The organism is Chitinophaga sp. (genome assembly GCF_019236475.1).
Classification (GTDB): Bacteria; Bacteroidota; Bacteroidia; order Chitinophagales; family Chitinophagaceae; genus Chitinophaga.
Map to the genome: position 1 here is coordinate 139,502 of NZ_JAFAIX010000006.1, position 21,283 is coordinate 160,784.

The 21,283-nt window shown below is 43.9% G+C and carries 14 protein-coding genes; 8 read left to right on the forward strand and 6 right to left on the reverse strand.

The genetic code is table 11. From position 1 onward, the window contains the following. Positions 1-100: 100 nt before the first annotated feature. The 3 genes from JO154_RS09920 to JO154_RS09930 all read left to right on the forward strand — a co-directional run bounded on the left by JO154_RS09920 (position 101) and on the right by JO154_RS09930 (position 2,286). Positions 101-445 carry a hypothetical protein gene (locus JO154_RS09920; protein ID WP_291944533.1) on the forward strand — a complete coding sequence of 115 codons (345 nt, stop codon included), beginning with the start codon at positions 101-103 and terminating at the stop codon, positions 443-445. A gap of 130 nt (positions 446-575) precedes the next feature. Beyond that, positions 576-1,109: a hypothetical protein gene (locus JO154_RS09925; protein ID WP_291944536.1), complete on the forward strand. Its 534-nt coding sequence runs from the start codon at positions 576-578 to the stop codon at positions 1,107-1,109. 931 nt (positions 1,110-2,040) lie between these two features. Next, a complete protein-coding gene (locus JO154_RS09930) occupies positions 2,041-2,286 on the forward strand; it encodes a hypothetical protein (protein ID WP_291944539.1) in 246 nt (81 codons plus the stop codon). On the opposite strand, the gene JO154_RS09935 is transcribed toward JO154_RS09930, so the two are convergent. Then, entirely contained in the window at positions 2,248-2,736 is a 489-nt protein-coding gene (locus JO154_RS09935) for a DUF6702 family protein (RefSeq protein ID WP_291944543.1), read from the reverse strand. The two genes, JO154_RS09930 and JO154_RS09935, sit on opposite strands and share 39 nt — an antisense overlap. A gap of 68 nt (positions 2,737-2,804) precedes the next feature. Between JO154_RS09935 and JO154_RS09940 the strand changes: the two genes are divergently transcribed. From JO154_RS09940 to JO154_RS09960, 5 genes are all read left to right on the forward strand, one after another. Next, the gene (locus JO154_RS09940) at positions 2,805-3,389 is read left to right on the forward strand and encodes a HupE/UreJ family protein (RefSeq protein ID WP_291944545.1); all 585 of its coding nucleotides are present in this window, start codon (positions 2,805-2,807) and stop codon (positions 3,387-3,389) included. A 17-nt stretch (positions 3,390-3,406) separates the two neighbouring features. Next, positions 3,407-5,728, forward strand: coding sequence for a M1 family metallopeptidase (locus JO154_RS09945; protein ID WP_291944547.1), 2,322 nt, complete (start codon positions 3,407-3,409; stop codon positions 5,726-5,728). 248 nt (positions 5,729-5,976) lie between these two features. Then, positions 5,977-6,789, forward strand: a complete 813-nt coding sequence (locus tag JO154_RS09950) for an alpha/beta hydrolase family protein (protein ID WP_291944549.1) — start codon at positions 5,977-5,979, stop codon at positions 6,787-6,789. 260 nt (positions 6,790-7,049) lie between these two features. After that, entirely contained in the window at positions 7,050-8,210 is a 1,161-nt protein-coding gene (locus JO154_RS09955) for an alginate lyase family protein (RefSeq protein WP_291944553.1), read from the forward strand. A gap of 110 nt (positions 8,211-8,320) precedes the next feature. Further along, a complete protein-coding gene (locus JO154_RS09960; RefSeq protein WP_291944556.1) occupies positions 8,321-9,439 on the forward strand; it encodes an alginate lyase family protein in 1,119 nt (372 codons plus the stop codon). 180 nt (positions 9,440-9,619) lie between these two features. Here the strand turns inward: JO154_RS09960 and JO154_RS09965 are convergent, their stop codons facing one another. The 5 genes from JO154_RS09965 to JO154_RS09985 all read right to left on the reverse strand — a co-directional run bounded on the left by JO154_RS09965 (position 9,620) and on the right by JO154_RS09985 (position 21,277). Continuing rightward, positions 9,620-11,182 (reverse strand): SusD/RagB family nutrient-binding outer membrane lipoprotein, encoded by a 1,563-nt coding sequence (locus JO154_RS09965; RefSeq protein WP_291944558.1) that lies wholly within the window; start codon positions 11,180-11,182, stop codon positions 9,620-9,622. 34 nt (positions 11,183-11,216) lie between these two features. Beyond that, a complete protein-coding gene (locus tag JO154_RS09970; RefSeq protein ID WP_291944561.1) occupies positions 11,217-14,345 on the reverse strand; it encodes a SusC/RagA family TonB-linked outer membrane protein in 3,129 nt (1,042 codons plus the stop codon). Positions 14,346-14,765: 420 nt separating this feature from the next. Further along, positions 14,766-16,370 (reverse strand): SusD/RagB family nutrient-binding outer membrane lipoprotein, encoded by a 1,605-nt coding sequence (locus JO154_RS09975; RefSeq protein WP_291944564.1) that lies wholly within the window; start codon positions 16,368-16,370, stop codon positions 14,766-14,768. A 29-nt stretch (positions 16,371-16,399) separates the two neighbouring features. Then, positions 16,400-19,543 carry a SusC/RagA family TonB-linked outer membrane protein gene (locus JO154_RS09980; protein WP_291944567.1) on the reverse strand — a complete coding sequence of 1,048 codons (3,144 nt, stop codon included), beginning with the start codon at positions 19,541-19,543 and terminating at the stop codon, positions 16,400-16,402. 156 nt (positions 19,544-19,699) lie between these two features. Beyond that, positions 19,700-21,277 carry a SusD/RagB family nutrient-binding outer membrane lipoprotein gene (locus JO154_RS09985; RefSeq protein WP_291944570.1) on the reverse strand — a complete coding sequence of 526 codons (1,578 nt, stop codon included), beginning with the start codon at positions 21,275-21,277 and terminating at the stop codon, positions 19,700-19,702. Positions 21,278-21,283 lie beyond the last annotated feature (6 nt).

The window sequence follows — 21,283 nt, forward strand, 5'->3', positions numbered from 1 at the left end:
AAATAGGAAAAGTGTCTCCTATGTATAAAAGCATAGGAGACACTTTTTTTTATGATTGTTATTGAAAGGAGAGTCAGAAAAAATGATAGTAAAAATGCGAATGGCTGTAGCGCTCTTGCTGCTGGTATTAATTACTGGATGCAATGAAAAAGTGGAATTACCTGGAAAATACCTTAATACAAAATACTATATGGATGCCCCTATGAATATATTATCGATTAGTAGGGATGGTAAGTATTCAATGGTTTATCCAAGTGTGCTTGGTGAGAAGCAGCTAGGGGAGTGGGTTTTGAAGTATGATACATTGGTGTTGTGGGCTCAATTAGAATTGGTAAATAATTTTAAAGATACTATTGTGAGAACGGATACTTCTATTGCCATGTTTAGGGTAAAGGGTAAAAAGTTGCGTTCGTTAAGTAATAATTGGGTATTGAAGCGAGAATAATCTTATTCATCCGTATCAATTTTCTCCTCAATTTGATCTGTTCATTCTCATTCGTTCTGTTCATTTTCATTCGGGGATTATAACGCTCATTCGCGGGTTTTCAGCTTTGTATAGCTGATAATTTGCGGGGATGAAAAGTAATCCTAACTATATTGATATTGAAATAGACCAGTTAACAGATAGCATTGTTTGTAAGATAACTGGGGAGCATTATGAGACCGATGTGAAGCAGATGACGATGGAAGATTGGCGCTTGATTAAGAAAATTAAAGGGTGGAAGTTTGATTGGAATTTGGAATTATCCTACGAGGATAGGGACGTTTATGCAGTGGTGAAGAAGGAGGAACCTGAGCTTATACAGGGTTTGGTGAGTTGTAGAAGTAGCTCAGATCATTATTACATGGAAAAGATAGAAAGTGCACCGTTTAATGTTGGAAAGGAGAAAATGTATGAAGGAGTGGCTGGTAATCTGTTTGCTTATGTATGCAAACTATCTATGGAAGCAGGATTTGACGGAGTAATTTGCTTCCTGGCAAAAACAAAATTAATTGACCACTACATTGAAACAGTTGGTGCGAGAGTCATTGGGCATCGCAAATTGGCTATCCATGAAAAAGAAGCACAATTCCTTATTGATAAATATTTTAAATCCTCATCATTATGATTATGCACCTGATTTTATAGAGAGGATGGTGAATTACCCTTTCGTATTTTCTTCATTTGAATTATCATTTTGATCTGTTCATTATTATCAACTCTGTTCATTCTCATTCGGGGATTTAAAACCTTTATTCGCTGGTTTTTAGGTTTATTTAATTAGTAAATTACAGGAGTGAACACTAATCTTAATTAAATATTCCAAATAAATATTTTTATGAGCTGTAACCAGGAAGATGTTCGTATAAACTTTGATTTATTACAAAATCTCGATCCAATTGTTATTAGTGATCGGCCTGAAACAAAGAGGGAGCTGTTTTATACCTCGTTGATAATTAAACTCTATAAATCAACAGGAAAGGCATTTCAATATCCTCCCCGTAAAAGGAAATTGCATCGTTGGAGCCGTAAGGATAGCTAGTTTACTAATGCTATAGGTGCAGTATTGCTTGATAATAGCCATAACCATATCAACCTCCATTTTTATGAATAATAACCACGTGGAACCACGTATAAACTTCGAATTATTAGATAAATCGGATTATTTTAATTTCCAGAGCAATCCTCTCACAAAAAAGGAACGGTTTTACCTTAATGTGGTATTTAGATTCCACAAATCAACAGGAAGGTATCCTTTATGTTCTCCCCGTAAAAGAAAGCTGCATAAGTGGAGTCGTAAGGATGGCGAACTTAAAAATGGAGTTGCAATACATGCTGAGATGCACAAGCCATTGGGTTTGTACTTAAACAGGTAAATGTCCCTTTCGTTTACGCTGAATTTACATTATTACCATTTTGATCTGTTCATTATCATCTACGCTGTTCATTCTCATTCGGGGATTAAAAACCTTAATTCGTTGGATTTTAGGTTTGTTTAATTGATAGTTTGCAGGCAATAAATGTTAATCGTAAACCAAATATTTCAAACAAGAATTTTAATGCAATATATAACAGCCGCTGAACGTATAGAGCGTAAGACTTTGGATGACTTCGAAATGCTGGTTATTCCTGATGTACGCCTTAGGAAAAGAGATAATTTTATTATGTCGCTGTTTATAAAACTTTACAGACAAACAGGAAAGATCTATCCATACCATCCTCGCAATAGGAAAAAATATCGCTGGACTTGTAAAGATACCTCGCAGCTAAAACCCAAAAGACACCGTCGTCACTGGCTGATCTAACTTAGAACTCTGTCTCTTCCCGCCTACAATCACATGTACCATATTCGTCTGTGTCGCATGTTGTTCATACAGCACATCATTTTTTACTTCCACTTTCTTAGGCGCAGGAATATTTTCTGCCTCCAGGAAGCTCCAAACAGCATCTTCTTCAATTTTGTAGCCGATGAAGTGTAGGGGGACTATTTTCCCATCCAGTTTGATGGTAAGGTGTTGGGAGAGATAGGTAGCAATATAGCCTTCTACCTGCTTGCGGTTAGCCGGCTTTATGATATCAAATTTAGCTTTAAACTGTTTTTTCAGGGTATTTTCCAGATCGTCCGTGAAGATACGGCTGCTTACCTGTAGTTCGTTTTTCGCGCTATTATGTGTAATTTCAGTTACGCTGGCATAGAAGGGATGCATCGCTGTCAACCACATGGCCATCCACCATTTACATAGTAATAATCCCACTGGAAAAAATTTTTAGGAAAAATTAACTTTTTGGTTATATAATTACAAATTTAGTCAAATTTGGTGCAATGGACGGTTTGTATTTTCAGTTGGGTTGGCAGCACATTATTAATTGGGAGGCCTACGACCACATATTATTTATTATAGCTTTGTGTGCGATGTACCTGCTGCGCGACTGGAAAAAGGTGTTGGTACTGGTAACAGCCTTCACCATCGGACATTCCATCACCCTGGCACTTAGTGTACTGAATATCATTCGGATACCCAGTAATATCATTGAGTTCCTGATACCTGTCACTATTTGCATTACCGCGATTACGAATATCATCCGGAAAGACAGTGAACCGAAAAAATTGCAACTGAATTATTTCTATGCCTTATTTTTCGGATTGATTCATGGCCTCGGATTCTCCAACTACCTGAAAAGTATGCTGGGGGCGCAAACCAAAATCGTAGGGCCGCTGCTCGGGTTCAACCTGGGCCTGGAATGCGGACAGATACTAATCGTGATGATTATTTTACTCATCTCCGGAGCTTTCGTCAACCTCTCCGGAGTGAAACGCCGGGACTGGAATATGTGTATTTCCTCCGGTGCCTTCGGCATCGCCTTAGTTATGGCGATCGAAGGAGCAAGAGCAATGTTTTTGAATTAGTCTTTTTTATACCGTTTATGAGAAAAAGTTTATTCCTGCTGGGAATCCTGTGTGGTAGCACCTTTGCGCTCTATGCACAGAATAACCCCGGCTCCAACCACGGCAATCGCTTTGAGCAACTGGGCACTATGCTCCAATCGCCCAATATGTACCGCTCCGCCTCCGGCGCTCCAGGCCCGAAATACTGGCAGCAACGAGCTGATTATGACATCTCCGCTACCCTGGACGATGACAAACAAAAACTCACCGGCGCGGAAACAATTACCTACTATAACAACTCCCCCGATCCACTGACCTACATCTGGCTCCAGTTGGACGAAAATCAACACGACGCCAAAAGCGAACTGCAAGGAATCAATGGCAGCCGCATGACGGATAAAATGACTATGGCCACGCTCAATACCATCCTCAAAGAGGATAAAGATCTGGGCGTGAAAATCGTGAAAGTAACAGATGGGGAAGGTAAAGCGACACCGTATACCATCAACAGCACGATGATGCGCATCGACCTGCCTAAACCACTCATGCCCGGCGAAAAATACCGCCTCAAAGTAGAATGGTGGTATAATATCCCCGATCGTATGACGGTTGGTGGTCGCGGTGGTTATGAGTACTTCCCTGAAGATAAAAACTACCTCTATACCATTACCCAATGGTATCCGAGACTGGCAGTGTACTCCGATTTCCAAGGCTGGCAGAACAAACAGTTCTTCGGTTCTGGCGAATTTGCCCTGACCTTCGGTAATTTTCGTGTACGCATGACCGTACCTGCCGACCATGTGGTAGGTGGTACCGGCGAATGCCAGAACTATAAGGAAATGCTAACACCTGCCCAGTTTCAACGCTGGCAACAAGCGCAAAGCAGCAAAGAACCTGTAGAAGTGGTGACCCTGGACGAAGCGAAAAAAGCAATGCAATCCCACGCAAACGCTACCAAAACCTGGGTATACGAAGCCAGCAATGTGCGCGATTTCGCATGGGTTTCTTCCCGTCGCCTCGTTTGGGACGCAATGCCTACCAATGTAGAAGGAAATAAAGTAATGGCGATGTCTTACTACGGACAGGAAGCTTATCCGCTGTATCGCCGTTATTCTACCAAAGTGGTAGCACATACACTCAAATCTTACTCTAAGCATACGATTCCTTACCCTTATCCAGTGGCTATTTCCGTGGAAGCGGCCAACGGTATGGAATATCCGATGATCTGCTTCAACTATGGTCGTGCTGATAAAGACGGTACCTATTCTGAGGCTACCAAAAACGGTATGATCGGCGTAATCATTCACGAAGTAGGGCATAACTTCTTCCCGATGATCGTCAATTCCGACGAGCGTCAGTGGACATGGATGGATGAAGGTTTGAATACTTTCTGCCAGTTTATGGCGGAACAGGAATGGGATAGCAATTTCCCTTCTTCTCGTGGTCCGGCGCATAGAATCGTGGATTACATGAAAATGCCGAAAGATCAGTTGGAGCCTATCATGACTAATTCCGAAAATATTATCAACTTCGGCCCTAATGCCTACGCGAAACCTGCTACTGGACTGAATATCCTGAGAGAAACAGTAATGGGTCGCGAACTCTTTGATTTCGCATTCAGGGAATATGCACGTCGTTGGGCGTTCAAACATCCTACTCCGGCAGATTTCTTCCGTACCATGGAAGATGCTTCTGCAGTAGATCTGGATTGGTTCTGGCGCGGTTGGTTCTTCGGAACAGAACCATGTGATATTGCACTCGACAGCGTGAAATGGTATCGTATGGATTCAAAAAATCCTACTGTAAATAACGAAGCTGCCAAAACTGCGTACGATAAAAACATGGATCATGTTGCTCGTCGCCGTAACAAGGAAGCTGGCGTGAAATACACCGTGGATCAGGATACCAGTCTGCAGGACTTCTACAGCAAATTTGATCGCTTTGCGGTATCTTCTGAAGATAAAGCAACATTCGACAACTACATGAGTACTTTAACCCCTGCGGAGAAGAAAATGTACGATAGCAAGAAAAACTTCTACGAACTGACCTTCAACAACAAAGGTGGTCTGGTAATGCCGATCATCCTGGAGTGGACGTTCGCCGATGGCACAAAAGAGGTAGAGCGCATTCCGGCTTATATCTGGCGTAAGAATGAATTCCAGGTAACGAAAGTATTTGCAAAAGATAAACAGGTAGTGGCTGTACGTCTGGATCCATTCCGTGAAACAGCGGATATTGATGAAGATAATAACAGTTGGCCTCGTCAGGCGGCTCCTTCACAGTTTGAACTGTTCAAGGCTGCGACGGCTCCGAGAGGCGCCAGCACCGGTGATAATCCGATGCGTAAAGCAAGAAACTAAAGCATTGAAACCCGGACGCGTAGTCCGGGTTTTTTTATGTCTTTCGGGAGACACGTGTCGCTCTGAAAGGAAACGTTAAAAAGAGGTGCGCCTGTTGGGTGGACCTCTTTTATTTTTTTAGCTTCTATTGCTACATCAAGCGTATCGACTTACAGCTATCATCCTGGCGCGAAAGAAAATTCCGCTGAAAGTATACGATCAGGGCCATCTTTGAGTTATATTTATCCTCGAGAATGTAACTTATGCACATGCGATCCATCTTCACATTAATACTCTGCTGTTTCCTAATGCAAATGTGCAAGGCAGCAGGAGTAGATACTATTTCCATTCCGAGTGCCGCCATGCATCGTAGTTTTAAAGCGGTGGTGATTACGCCGAAAAGCTATAGCAGTGGTGATCAACGTTATCCAGTGGTATACTTACTGCATGGCTACGGTGGCAATTACAGTAACTGGATTACCAAAGTGCCGGCCTTGCGCGACATGGCAGATGCCTACAACATCATGATTGTGTGCCCAGATGGGACCATTGGCAGTTGGTATTTTGATAGTCCTGTAGATAGTAACTACAAGTTTGAAACATATGTTGGTAAGGAGATACCAGCTTATATAGACCAGCATTACCAAACCGTAGCAACGAGTAAAGGGCGCGCGATTGCAGGGCTCAGCATGGGCGGCCATGGCGCTCTGTTCCTGGCTATTCGTCACCAAGATACTTTTGGTGCTGCTGGTAGTATAAGCGGTGGCGTGGACTTCAGGCCATTTCCTAAAAACTGGGATATCGCCAAACGATTGGGAGAACCAGGCATAAACGGTACTAACTGGACCGACTATACGGTGATGAAACAAATCGAGAAATTAACGCCCGGAACATTACCTATGATCATTGATTGTGGCGTGGACGATTTCTTTATCGAGGTAAACAGAAATCTGCATAAAGCGTTGTTGGAGCGAAAAATTCCGCACGACTATACCGAACGTCCGGGTAATCATGACTGGAATTATTGGGGTAATTCCATTCGTTATCAACTGTTGTATTTCCACATCTTCTTCGAACAATAATCAATATTCCCTCACGTTGTCCCTGCCCTGTGGCAGGGACAACAGACAACAACGTTTTGCCTCTGCGAGCATAATGCATTCGCGTGCAAACGCGTCTCCCATACACTTCTTGAATATTTTCTATATTTCCCATCTTTTCTTGTTTCTTCCCTCGCTTTCGTTAATTTTAGAAATCGATTGCACAAAATATCAGTTAAAGCCTAGAACGTTAGACGAATCCCACGAACTCCGACCCTTATCATCATAAATTCAATTCCAGTATGAAAAAGAATACCCTTTTTTATGGCCTTGCTGTGTCCCTTATCGCAGCAACCATCTGCTTATTTTCTTGTGGTAAAGAAATAGCCAAGGAAAATACCACTGCCAATAACCCGTCCAAAAAACCAGTAACAGAATTAACTTCCTTCGTACATCCAGGCGTACTCAATACACAGGCGAGTTTGGATTATGTAGGCGGTCAGGTAAACGGTGGAGACCCCAACCGTACTGCTTATTATCAGAAAGTAATTGATTATGTAGACAGCCATCCGGTGCCCACTAGCTTTTATGCTACAGTGGTAGTAGGATCTAATGGCGCTACGTCTCCTTCTAAATCCCAAATCCGTAAGGATGCAGAGCTGGCGTATGCCCTGGCTTTGAGATGGGCTAAAACTGGTACACAATCCTGGGCAGATAAATGTATCAGCATTCTTAACGGTTGGGCCTATACGTTCCAGAATTATGCCCTCCTAGATGCCAGTACGAACCCCTATCAGCCAGGATTAGAAGCCAGTTGGACAACCCCTTCCTTCGTGGCTGCCGCCGAAATTATGCGCTATTATAAGGTAAATGGGAATGGCTCCGGTTGGGCCGCTGCTGATATCACGCAGTTCCAGAATTACCTGAATAATGTGAAGAATAATTACATCAATAACATGCCAGTGTATAATAATAACTGGAATGCTTCCCAAGGCTACGCTAAAATGGCGATGGGCATCTTCTTGAACAGCACCACCGTTTATCAGAACGGCTATGACCTGATTACTACGTATCTCCCTATCATCGTTCAAACAGATGGTACTATCCCGGAATACTGTAATCGCCAGGATTGCGTGCATTTCCAATACTCACTGACTGCTTTCTCATATGCTGCCCAACTGGCGAAAATCCAACAGGGTGATAATAGTCTCTGGGATGCAAATGGTGGCCGTATCAGCGCAGGATATGATTATATGCGTTCCGCTTACCAAGGCACTGCCAGTTGCTCTTACTGCTCTACTAGCAGCCCTGTATTTCCAGGTGTGGAAGTAGCCTATAATCACTATCAAACTTCCAATCTCTCTTACCTGAGAGGACTCCAAGCGCCTCTGGGCGTACCGAATGATAATACCTTCCTCGGTTTCACAACTTACACCCACTACGGCGTATCTAGTCTCCAGTAATCAATATATTTAAGGGTAGGAGCTCGGCAACAGTTGCACTCGCAAAGCAACTGTTGCTTTTTTTTGTCTAGTTACGTATTTTGGAAATCGATTGCAATAAATGAATAGTTATGAAAATATTTCGCTCGCAAAGCAGCAAAGCCGCTATGGTAGTATGCCTGATAGTGGTAGTTAGTTTATTAAAGATGTCTGCCTTCGCGCAACAAAAGGCATTTGTGCATCCTGCCATCCTGAACACCAAAGCCAGCCTGGATTTCATCAACAAGCAACTGAAAAACAAGGATAGCGCACGCACAGCGGCCTATCAGAAAGTGGAGGAGTTTATTGGTAGGGTGGAATGCCCCACTTCCTTTTTTGCCACAGTGGTAGTGGGTTCCAACGGAGCCACGTCTCCCTCTAAATCTCAAATCCGCAGAGATGCTGAACTCGTATACGCCTTGACGTTAGCATGGGCACATACTGGTAAAGAAGAATACGCTCAAAAGGCGATTGGCATTATTAACGGTTGGGCATATACGTTCAAGGATTATGATCTGCTGAATGCGGCTACCAATCAGCGTCAGCCAGGACTGGAAGCCAGTTGGACAACCCCTGGATTTGTAGCGGCGGCTGAAATATTGCGGTATTATAAAGTGGATGGTAAAGGCTCCGGTTGGAAAGAAGCGGATATAGCGCAGTTTAAAACGTATCTCCATACGGTCGTTGAAAATTATATCAACAAAATGCCAGTCTATAACAACAACTGGAATGCTTCGCAGGGGTATGCAAAAATGGCCATCGGTATTTTCATGGACAGCACTGCCTTATACCAGGAAGGATATGAAACGGCGGCGAAATTCCTACCCATTGTAATTGAGCCGGATGGCCATATTTCCGAGTATTGCCATCGTAAAGATTGTGTGCATTTTCAATATTCGCTCAACGCCTTTACATATGCGGCTGAATTGGCGAGATTACAGGGAGACAACAGTCTGTGGCTGCTGAACGATCAACTCTTATCACGGGGATACGACTACATGCGGAAAGCCTTCGATAGCAATGCAGAATGTACTTATTGCACGGCCAATAGTAGCGTATTTCCAGGTACCGAAATTGCCTATCGGTATTACAAAACAGGTAACCTGGCTTACCTCCGCGCTTTGCGGCCACCACAAGGCACTTCACAGGGGTATATATTTATAGGATTTACGACTTATACACATGCGAATGTGCCGGAAAGGAATCAATAAAAAAGGTCGTCCATGAATTGGACGACCGGTTTTCTAATTGCTAAATATGTCCTAGTTGTTATGAAAACTTTTGTTGCAAAGGCTTTTAAAAAAGTGGCCGTAAGTAAGACTACGAACGGCGTTCAACATCTTGTATGTGACCTATGTAAATAAATACTAAGCGATTGCGAGAAAAATAGTTTATTGTTTATCCCACCAAACGCGGGTACTGAAATTGTTAACTCCTTGTGCAGTGATAGCCGCATTGTAATTGGTAGCGTTAGCACTTGCTTCGGTAGCTGGATACAACATTCTTCTTGGTATCTGACCACCGTTGTTATCGCCAGGATATACTACTGGTACTAACTTCGGATAATCGCTTCTTCTCCAGTTGCTGAATACTTCGTACCAATCCAGGAAAGAGGTAGCCCAATATTGGGTGTTGATCTGTTCCAGGGCGGTAGCTGGCGCAAATGGATGAGCCGTGAGATATTGCGCTATCTGTGCATCTGTTACCACTGCTGACGCATCATATTGTGTCAACTGTTTCATCGCAGCAGTTACACCATTGTTATAGTGTTGTTGCGCGCTACCACCTACGTTCCAACCACGCTGTGCAGCTTCTGCTAACAGCAGTTCTGTTTGTGCGTAAGAGAGGATAGCCGTGATACCGTCCAGTTTTGCGAAGATATCCTTACGCAGGACGGAATACAGGGTGATATCGCCAGGGAAGTTAGGCGCCTTGTGGATGTCGGTTGCACTGTTGCTACCATTTTCATCGTAACCGTTAGGCATACCAATTTGGTTGGCAGGTGTTCTGTCGGATGTCTTTTTGATTTCAGCATAGTACTGCAGACGTGGGTCTTGGTTGTTTTGCATGAAGTCAATGAAAGTTTTGCTCAAGTAAACGTTTCCTTTACCGATACCATCCCACTCACCACTGAGGATATTACTGATCCTGTTTACAGTAGGACGTCCGCCGGAACCAACGTGAGAGATTTTTGCATTGTCGTCGATGCTAGCGAGGGTACCGCCAGCAGCTCCTTTCTCTACCCAGCTTTGAGCAGCAACAGGATCTACTTTTGACATACGCATACCCAAACGTACCATCATGGAATAAGCCAATTTTTTCCATTTGCTTACATCTCCTTGGTAAATCAGGTCGCCAGCGCCTACTGCATCTTTGTTTGCATCCAGGGCTTTGGCTGCAGCATCCAGTTCATTCAGCATATCTGTGTAGATAGCTTTCTGATCGTCATATACAGGAGTAGTGTTACCACCGATGTAACCCAGACCTGCCTGAGAATAAGGCACCATGCCGTACATATCTGTCATGCGGTGGAGAATCAATACGCGGTTGATTCTACCGATGTTATACAGATTTGAATAGATCGGATTGGCCTTTGTCTGGTTCAACAGATCTACGATATATTTTACCTGAGAAGGATAACCTACAGTAAATAAGGAAGAGGCGAAACCATCATTGCGGCCGTATTTATCACCAGAGTACCAACCAACGGTGGATGACATCTGTTGCATCATCAAGCTCAGGTAGATGATGTTTACGCGCCAAGTTTCAAAACTGAAGTCGTTATTACCGGTGAACTCCAACTGTGCTCTGGTCAGACTGTACACGGGTACAGTTGTTTGTTGAGTGGCACTGTTCTTATCGGTATTCAGATCTTCAAACTTTTTCGTACAGGATGACATGAATGTCAGAGCCGGTATCGCCAGTAATATGGAATATTTTTTAATTGCTTTCATGTTGCTGTTTTTTGAACTTCGTACAAGGCCTTAATTAAAATTTCACGTTCAGGTTCAAACCATAAGAGGCGGTTGTTGGCACTGTTGCATATTCCAGACCTTGACCTGCACCGTTGTTGTAGAAAGACTCAGGATCGATGTTTGGCGTATGTTTGGTGATGTAGAACAGGTTTCTTCCAACGAGAGACAGACTCAGACCAGCAATTTTGTTATTGAATGCGCTGGCAGGGAAGTTGTAAGTCAAACTCAAAGAACGGAATTTGATGAAGTCTGCATTGTAAACTTGCAGTGCAGAGATGCTACCCAATCTGCCGTAGTAAGTCTGTGCATCTACGTGAGCAGTAATGGCTTTACCAGAACCATCTACACCTTTCACGTCAATACCTGTTTCACGACCAGGCAGGGTTTCTTTGCTCAGACCCAGGTTATAAGCGGTAGCGTTAGTACCGGAGTAGATACTTGCACCGTTTTTGAAGTCAATCAGGAATGAAAGGCCGAATCTTTTGTAATTGAATTCGTTGGTCCAACCGCCGGTAGTAGGAGCAACAGCAGTACCCATGTATTTCAGTGGGCCAGCTTGTGGCAATCCACCAGCATCGAGCACCAGGTTACCATTGTTGTCTCTCAGGAAATCAAATGCAGCCACCTGGAAAGCAGGCATGCCTACTACGTGTTTGGCATATGCTCTTTCAGTTCTGGATTCGTCCATCTGGAGATCTGATTGACCAGCAGCCAGTTGCAGAACGGTATTTTTGTTATGAGAGATGTTTACTGTGGTTGTCCAACTGAAGGTACCTGTTTTAATAGGTGAACCGGAAACCAGTAATTCAATACCCTTGTTTTCTACTTTACCGAGGTTCACCAGTTTAGTGTTGTAACCGGAAGCGCCGGATACAGTACTGGCAACGATATCGTTGTTAGTAGTTCTCTTATACCATGCGAAGTCTACACTCAGACGGTTGCGGAAGAAACCTAACTGTGCACCTGCTTCTACTTCTGTACCTTTCAATGGTTTCAGATTAGCATTTGGCATGTCTGTAGGCAAGTTACCGATAGCCTGGCCATTGATGCTAGCACCCGCGAGGGTAGAGTAGTACAGGGCAGTTTTGAATGGATCTGTATCGCCACCCACCTGAGAGATACCAGCGCGGATTTTTGCGAGGCTCAACCAGTCTCTTTTCAGGGTTTCAGATAACAGATAAGAAACGTTTACAGAAGGATAGTTATAGGAGTTGCTACCTTTTGGCAGGGTGCTGGACCAGTCATTACGATCCGTAATGTTCAGGAACACGGTGCTCTTATAGCTCAGTTCTGCAGATCCGTAAACGGAGTGGATTTCTTTATTAGGCTGTGTGATATTTGGCGTGATAACGCTGGCAGTACCAGGGTTGTACACGTTGTTGAAAGCCAGACCGTCAGCAACGAGGGTCAGGTCTTTTCTATCCTGACGCATGAAGTTACCACCAGCAGTTAATCCGAAATGGAAGTTGCGGCTGATTTGTTTGTTGATACCGATCAACGCTTCTGCGTTCAGCTCATTGAAGGTAGCGGTACCATCGCCGAGTAATTTACCACTGTGTTTGAAGGCAATACCATAAGGCCAGATGCTCTGTCCATTGAAGGTATAGTTATCGTTGCTCAATCTACCTTGGATGTATAACCAGTCTAATGCTTGGTATTTCAAGCTTACGTTACCGGTTACCCTATTTTTGGTAGTCAGGTTAGTAGCTTTTGCAGCAGCGAAATATGGGTTGGTGTTGAACTGGTTGGAGTTGAATTCTGTTTCAAAGCCAGTCAGTGGGTCCCATCCTGGAGCCAGGGCTTTTGCTCTCACGTTATTAGGGAGGAACATGATAGCGAAGTTACCGTTGGCAGGAGCATCACTCACGTTGGAACGGTTTGCGCGTTCTTTAGTATAAGCGATGTTCACACCGCCAGACCATTTGTCGCTCAGTTTGAAACCGAGATCTACAGTGGCGTTGTTACGTTTGTAGTAAGAACCAGGATATACGCCCAGGTTTCTCAGATCACCGAGGGAAATTCTGAAAGTAGTGTTGTCATTACCACCAGAAACAGCTACTGTATTGGTGATAGTGGAACCTGTACGATAGAAGTCTTTGAAGTGACTACCTGATTGGTTGCTGTATGGAGCAGCAGTGCCATTGAAAATTGGTGTGGAAGAACCATCCAGTTTCGCGCCCCATGATTGCAAACCTGTAGCCATGGCAGAAGTGGCGTCAGTTGGTTTAGCACCTTGTGTACCTTGACCATATTGCGTTTGGAAGTCGCGGTAATCATGTACTTTATCAATGGTATAGTTCGAGTTTACTTCGATACCAAGACCTTTACGTGATTTACCAGATTTGGTAGTGATGATGATCACGCCACCGAGTGCGCGAGAACCGTACAATGCAGCAGCAGCGCCACCTTTCAGTACAGTCATGTCTTCGATATCATCCGGGTTGATGGAGGAAATACCATCACCGAAATCGGCGCCACCATATTTACCAGGGTTACCCATATTGAGGTTGGCATAAGGAACGCCATTTACAACGTATAATGGTTGAACCATACCATTCAGAGAGGCCACACCACGGATATTTACCCTGGAGGAACCACCCGGACCTGTTGCAGGAGCAGTACTGTTCACACCGGCTACTTTACCAACGAGTGCATTGGCAACGTTGATTTCGCGGGCTTGTGTGAATTCATTGCCCTTTACTTTGGTCATGGCATAACCTATACTTTTTTCTTCTCTTTTAATACCCAGCGCAGTTACTACCAGTTCATTCAGTCCGGTAGCGCCTTCTACAAGGGCTACATTGACCTCATCACTGCTACCTACAGTGATCTCCTGCGAAGCATAACCAACAAAGCGAAATACCAATACATCACCAGCTTTTGCGGCCAGTTTGAACTGACCATTTGCATCCGCTTGTGTACCTTTATTGGAACCTTTAATCACTACCGTCACTCCTGGTAATGGAGTACCTTTTGCGTCTTTTACAATACCGTGAATCTCCTTCTGCTGAAAGTTGGCATGCAGCGTAGTGACGTTGGCCACCCTCGCAGCGGAAGCGGCAAAAGCACTGTCAGTTACCACCGCACCCAAAGAGAGCCCGGCTACTGCACATACTTTTACAAGGCGTAGGTTTTTTTTCATACTTGCCTGTTTTTTTGATTTGGTTTGATAAATGATAATTTAAGCCCCCGAGTATCAAGTGAACCGTTTTTCATCATACGTAGAAAGTGAACTTTACAGGTCATTAGGGATACATCAGGTATGTTGTTTTAGTTATTGTGTCCTATTTATTTTCGTATAGTCGTTATCGTTATAATGAGTGTTTTATTTGATCGCTTGTATAGGAGTCGGGGCATTTTTGATTTAGTACCATCCCTACATTAAAAAATTGCAAATTTTTTTTGCAAATTTTTCGAAGTGTAAAATGTACACACCCTTGCTGCGTAAGAAAAGAACAGGCTGTTTATCTCGGAATGTGTTTCGGGAAAGACAAAAAAAGCCGGTCCTTGAAAGGACCGGCATTGATTTTTATGCACGCGATTCAAAATAAGAAGGTAAATATTATTGAACGGGATCCCACCAAAGATGGGTACCGCCTACGTCTTTCTGTGTGCTTAATGTTGCAATGGCCCTATCTACCGCCGCTTTGTTGGTTTGGTACTCATTGCTAGGGATAGTGGCTCTTCTCACAAAATCAGTAGTACTGATCTTACCGCCACTATTATTAATAACTACAGGGAATAATTTTGGATAACCTGTTCTTCTGAATTCAGACCAAGCTTCTTCCCCTTCTGGATACATCGCAATCCATTTCTGTGTAATGATCCGTTCCAGGTTCCGATCGAATGTAGCCGCAGGGTCCCATTTGATGGTGATGGTGCTCAGGTAAGGAGAACCTGTCAGAACATCATTGGAGCCAGGCGTAATCGCTTTAGGATCTACATAAGGGGCGGGCGTGGAAGTGTTATCATTAATATAGTTATCAGCAGCTCCCACATTATATTGACTGAAGGATGCCCGAATACCGCTTTCATAATTGCTTTGGGCATTGCCGGCATTGGCCCATCCACGGAGCGCTGCTTCTGCTTTCAGGAACCAGGCTTCTGCAGAGGTCATCAGCAGTATCTTACTAGGGAATATCGCCAGTTTGGAATAGCCTACATATCTTTCCTTGGCATCTATATTAATACCGTTGCGAATACCTTTGTACTTGCCTACTACAGCCGGATCTGTAGCCGGTTGTACATAAAATGGACGACGTGGATCGGAGTATCCGTTCATAATGGATTCTAACGGAGCTCCCATACGGATATCATCCCAGGAGTCGTTAATCACATTCAACGGATGGGTAGTACTCCCGATATCCACGAGGAAGTTGTCGCCTGGTGTTGTCAGTAAGCCCGCTGGATCGGCCAGTGCAGCTTCTCCTTCTGCTTGCGCCTTGGCTGGATCTATACGTACTATACGTAATGCCAGTCGTAATCGTAAGGTATTGGCGAATTTCAACCATTGGGTATAATTCCCGCCATAAACCAGATCGGCTTTTGCAAAAAGAGTACTGGCGGGCTTCCCTGAGAAAGGGGTGAGCTGTGCAATGGCGTCTTTTAAATCTGCAAAAAATGCATAATATGCGTCTTTCTGACTATCGAAATCAACACCCCCTTCGGCATTAGGGGTATTGTATTTTGTGTAGATGATGGGCCCGTAGATATCACTGAGACGGTGCATCGCTTCTACACGTAGTATTTCCGCCATCCCAACGGCATCTGGCAATTGTTTAGCCTTGGAAAACTGTATAGATTTATACAATGGGTTCATCACATTGGCATAACCCACTGTGAAAGCGGAACTGGTCCAACCATCGAGTAAATTATAATTGAGGTTATTACTGTTTCCTGCAAACGGCGTGGCACTCATCATATATCCGCTGAATACATCCCCCAATAGGTTTTGCTGCAACTGGAAGCTGGGCGCGGGATTAAAGAGGTATACGCTACGTTGTGCCTGTTGCAACTGTGCTGCTACGATGGCAAAATCAGGTTCTAGATCACGATCAGTAGAACCATATGGATTCTTATTGATGTCATCAAAGTTTTTTGTACAGTTGCCGAAGCTCAGTAGGGCCGCAACTGCCAAACCTGCTATCTTGAATGATTTATAATTCATGGCTTTTGTTTTTGTGGTTCTGAATGGGTTTAGAGGGATAACTTCAGGTTCAGGCCAAAGCTGCGGGTAGCTGGTAAACCAAATACATCCACACCCTGTAAACCATTGTCAGTACTCATGCTCAGCTCAGGATCATAAGGGGCTTTCTTCGTGAAGAAAAACAGGTTACGTCCTACTAATCCCAGTTTGAAATCTTTTACCACCTTGCTGTGTAATGGGAAGGTGTAAGTGAGTGATAACTCTCTCAGACGTACGTTGGTAGCATCATACATATAGTATTCTGTGATACCTGCACGACCACCTACTGCGCCATAGAAAGTAGCAGCATCAATAGGGCCGGAGAATTTACCGCCACTAGCTTTGGTGGCTGCAATGTTCACTCCACCAGCATCACGTGCTGCTGCGGTAGCTTTGGATACGCCATATTCGTCGAGCATGGCTTGGGTTACGCTCATTACTTTACCTCCAAAACGACCATCAATGAGGAAGCCGAGGTTCAGGTGTTTCCAGGTGAAACTGTTGTTCCAGCCCAAGAGGAATTTAGGGGTAGGGTTGCCCAGGAAGGTGAGCGGACCGTCAGCAGCTTGCGGGCGACCATTATCATCAACGAGGATACTACCATCTGGCGCGCGTTTGAAGGCTTTGCCATAGATATCGCCGAAGGAACTACCTTGATGTAATACGAGTGCATAGTTGTTTACATTATCGCCTTTCGGAGTAATGGTGTAGTCGCCATGCAGCTCAGGAGCGAGTTCCAGCAGCGTATTTTTGTTGCGTGTAAAGTTGATGGTAGTATTCCAGCTAAGATCTTTCTGTTTGATCACCTGATAACCTAAAGTGGCTTCAATACCCGTGTTGCGCACATTACCTGCATTGATAAAGGCGTTAGGGTAAAGGAAGCCACTCGATATGCGGAAATCGAAGTATTGATCTTTGGTGTGCGAATTATACCAGGTAAAATCGAAATTCAATCGATTATCCAGGAATCTCCACTCGGTACCTAATTCGACAGAGGTGGTCATTTCTGGTCTTAAGGTCTGGTTCAGGAAAGCACCGGATGTATTGGAGGTAAGTATACCGGAGGTAATGGTATTTGTTGGAAGCGTTGAAAACGGTGCTACGTCATTACCCACTTTGGCGTAGGAGGCACGTATCTTACCGTAATCAACCCAAGAAGGCATCTTCACGAGCTCACTCAGTATGGTGTTCAGACCTGCTGAATAATACAGATAGCCTTTGCTTTTATTAGGTGTATAAGCCAGGGTGGAAGACCAGTCATTACGACCTGTCAGATCCAAAAATACTTTCTCTTTGAAGTTAATACCAGCAGTGGCAAATACGGATTGCAGTTGTCTTCTCAGACCGCTAGGTACCACTCTGGTAGCGGAATTCAGGTTCAGGTTACCAATGTTGAAAACATTCGCAAATGCCAGATCGCCATCTTTTGAATCGAGGAAAGTTCTATCCTGTTTCAAATCTGTAATACTGGTACCTGCGGTGAAATTCAAACCAAAGTTGGAAGAGAGTTTAGGGGTGCCTATTAACAACAGATCTCCATAATATTGGGTGCTGGTAATATAGTCATAAGAATAACGACCATTATTGTCTGCAATGGTGAGCTGTGTACCTGCATTGGCTTTCAGCTCATATTTATCCCAAGATTTGTTGGCATTACCTCTTGCCTGTACATTCAACCATGGGGTTAATTTATAACGCAAGGTCAAAGAGGCGATGATGTTATCTTTTTTGTTTTCAGTTACGTTCCTGTTGAGAATCCAGTACGGGTTCTGTTGGGAGTCTTGTCCGCCTTTTTTATCATCGTAATTGATATTCCACCAATTTTGAAGGTACATATTGCGGGTAGGACTGAAATACTCATAATTATCAGCATAGTTCTGAAAATTAAGTCCACGTGGAAAAAGATATAAACCTGTGATGGCATTGAAATACAACCCAGAGCTAGGGCGATTATGCGCATTCTGAGTAGTGGCTAACACATTCGCATCTACGTTTAACCTGTCATTCAGAAAGTTGGCATTCTCCCGGAAATTAACGGTATGTTGTCCAAATTTGGCAGTAGGCAGAACACCTTTGTTGGTGGTATTGGAATAAGAGAAATAAGTCTGTGCCTTATCTGTACCACCAGATAGATTGATGGAATTAATCCAAGTAGTACCTGTTTGGAAGAAGGATTTTACGTGATCCGGACTAGTACCTTTAGGACCCCAGCTATACAGGTTGTCCTTGTTGGTCTGCATGTAGTTGTACTGCAAATCCGGACCATATGCGGCCTTATCCAGCATGAAATTGGAAGAGTAGTTCACTTTTGTCTGACCTGCTTTTCCTTTTTTAGTGGTAATCATAATAACACCGTTGGCGGCTTGGCTACCATACAATGCGGAGGCAGAGGCACCTTTCAGTGTATTGATGCTCTCAATATCATCTGGGTTGATGGTACTGAGGATATCTCCACCATCACGACCGGCGGAATTGGCTCCGGAAGATTGTCCCCAGAGATCTGTCGGTTGGGCGCTGGTGAAATTGGCGATGGGTACTCCATCTACTACGTACAGTGGTTGGTTCTCGCGAATGGATTTTTGTCCACGGAGGATCACCCTTGCGGAACCGGCTACACCGGAAGCGCTGCGGTTTACTTGCAGCCCGGCGATTTTACCAGAAAGACTATTCACCACGTTACTTTCTTTCACGGTAGTGAGGTCTTCATTTTTAACGGATTGTGTGGAATAGGTTAACTCTTTTGCTTTGCGCTGAATACCCAGCGCTGTAACTACTAATTCATTTAATCCTCTGACGTTTTCATCCAGGGTAACTGCAATGGAGTTGCTGTTGCCAACTGTTACTTCTTTCTGTCCAAATCCTACTGAGCTAAATACTAATACATCACCGTTTTTTGCATCAAGATGGAATTTACCATCGGGGGCTGTTTGCGTACCTTTGTTGGTACCTTTGATTTGTACTGTTACTCCAGGCAACACATTTCCCTTACTATCGCGAACAGTACCAGTAACATCCTTGTTCTGGAATACACTACGCAATGAAAGTCCTGTACCGGGGAGGCCTGTCGCTTTCACTTGCGCATTGTCTGCAATTATGGAAGTGAGGGCAACGGTGGCAGCCACACACACTTTCATAAGGCGTAAGTTGTTTTTCATACTTGCCTTTTTTTGGTTAATAAATGGGATATATAATTCAGATATTGGTTTTCAGGAATTACATTGGCATTTTGTTGTAGAAAGGAGTCGCACGGGTTAATCAGTAGTACTATGCATAGAGAAAAAATATTTTTCAGGGGTTAACAAACAGTTATTTTAACGGATATCCCACCAGAGTGGCGTACCGCCATTATCTTGCCCTTTTAACGTGGCAGCGGCTCTGGCAGCGGCTTTAGGGTTAGTGATATATTCCTGGTCCGGTATTGGCAAACGTCTAATAAATTTTTCTGTGGAGATGGTACCTCCACTGTTATTAATGATTACTGGAAACAACTTTGGATAGCCCGTTCTTCTAAATTCACTCCAAGCTTCCTGACCTTCTGGAAACATGGCGATCCATTTCTGCGTAATGATACGTTCCAGTTTTATGCTATCCGGCGCCCCATCGTCCCATTTAATAGTAATAGTGCTAAGATGCTTATCTCCCAATGGTACATTATTCACAGGATTCTTAGGATCTACATAGGGAGCAGGTTTGCTGGTATTATCGTTGAGATACGCGTCTGCGTCGGAAATATTGTACTGACGGAAGGATGCGATAATTCCTCTGTTATAATTGCTGCCTGCGTCTCCGGCATTCTTCCAGCCGTTGAGTGCCGCTTCTGCTTTCAGGAACCAGGCTTCCGCTGCTGTCATGAATAAGATCTTGCTGTCGAATTTAGCCAAATTGGAAAAACCTGCATACGTTTCTTTGGTGCTGATGCTGATACCATTACGGATACCCCGGTATACATTCGGTCCTTCATCGGTATGCACGAAGTAACGCGACAGTCGCGGATCGTTATACCCCGTTAGAATGGATTCCATAGGGGCGCCCATGCGAATATCTGCCCAGTTATACCCGATAATATTTAACGGATGTGTAACGGGAGATATGTTTACATTGAAATTATCGTCCGGTGAGGTTAGTAATCCTAATGGGTGCGACAGCGCCGCTTCCCCTTCCAACTTGGCTTTGGCAGGATCAATACCATTGATGCGAATAGCTAGTCGAAGCCGTAAGGTATTGGCAAACTTCACCCATTTCGTATAGTCGCCTTTGTATACAAGGTCAAAATTCGTAAACCGCGATGTAGCGTGATTGTTGATGGAGTCTGTCAATACGCCGATGGCGTCGTTCAGGTCTTTGAAAAATGCATAATAAGCATCTGGCTGTGTATCATAATCAATGCTTTTATCGGCATTGATCTCTCCATAATGTGTGTAAATCACCGGTCCGAAAATATCGCTTAATCGGTGCATGGCTTCTACTTTCAGGATCTGCGCCCATGCATAGAAATCTGGATACTTGCCTTTGGCTTTCTCCTGCGCGAAGTCGCAGGGCTTCATCACATAGGCATAGGTAACAATCCAGGGTTTAATATTCCAGTAAGGACGCAAACTATAAGTCATGTTATTGATATTGCCTTCAAATGGATTGGGCGACATCATATACCCTGAAAATACATCTGCATTCAAGTTCTGCTGCAACTGGGCAGTAGGAGGATCATTATAAATCAGGAGATTTAATTGGGCTTGCGACAATGGTTCTCCCATCAACTGATAATCTGCTTTCAGCTCATCTTCTGTAAAATCGTTTGGATTTCTGTTAATATCATCAAACCGTTTAGTACAGGCACTTGTCAGCATAGTGACTGCAATAACTGTTATCAACGGGTATAACCACTTTTTCATAACATC

Bases quoted from the DNA above. Each gene is read 5' to 3' on its own strand.
- JO154_RS09920 (WP_291944533.1), top strand. From the start codon at position 101: ATGGCTGTAGCGCTCTTGCTGCTGGTATTAATTACTGGATGCAATGAA.
- JO154_RS09925 (WP_291944536.1), top strand. From the start codon at position 576: ATGAAAAGTAATCCTAACTATATTGATATTGAAATAGACCAGTTAACA.
- JO154_RS09930 (WP_291944539.1), top strand. From the start codon at position 2,041: ATGCAATATATAACAGCCGCTGAACGTATAGAGCGTAAGACTTTGGAT.
- JO154_RS09940 (WP_291944545.1), top strand. From the start codon at position 2,805: ATGGACGGTTTGTATTTTCAGTTGGGTTGGCAGCACATTATTAATTGG.
- JO154_RS09945 (WP_291944547.1), top strand. From the start codon at position 3,407: ATGAGAAAAAGTTTATTCCTGCTGGGAATCCTGTGTGGTAGCACCTTT.
- JO154_RS09950 (WP_291944549.1), top strand. From the start codon at position 5,977: ATGCGATCCATCTTCACATTAATACTCTGCTGTTTCCTAATGCAAATG.
- JO154_RS09955 (WP_291944553.1), top strand. From the start codon at position 7,050: ATGAAAAAGAATACCCTTTTTTATGGCCTTGCTGTGTCCCTTATCGCA.
- JO154_RS09960 (WP_291944556.1), top strand. From the start codon at position 8,321: ATGAAAATATTTCGCTCGCAAAGCAGCAAAGCCGCTATGGTAGTATGC.
- JO154_RS09965 (WP_291944558.1), bottom strand. From the start codon at position 11,182: ATGAAAGCAATTAAAAAATATTCCATATTACTGGCGATACCGGCTCTG.
- JO154_RS09970 (WP_291944561.1), bottom strand. From the start codon at position 14,345: ATGAAAAAAAACCTACGCCTTGTAAAAGTATGTGCAGTAGCCGGGCTC.
- JO154_RS09975 (WP_291944564.1), bottom strand. From the start codon at position 16,370: ATGAATTATAAATCATTCAAGATAGCAGGTTTGGCAGTTGCGGCCCTA.
- JO154_RS09980 (WP_291944567.1), bottom strand. From the start codon at position 19,543: ATGAAAAACAACTTACGCCTTATGAAAGTGTGTGTGGCTGCCACCGTT.
- JO154_RS09985 (WP_291944570.1), bottom strand. From the start codon at position 21,277: ATGAAAAAGTGGTTATACCCGTTGATAACAGTTATTGCAGTCACTATG.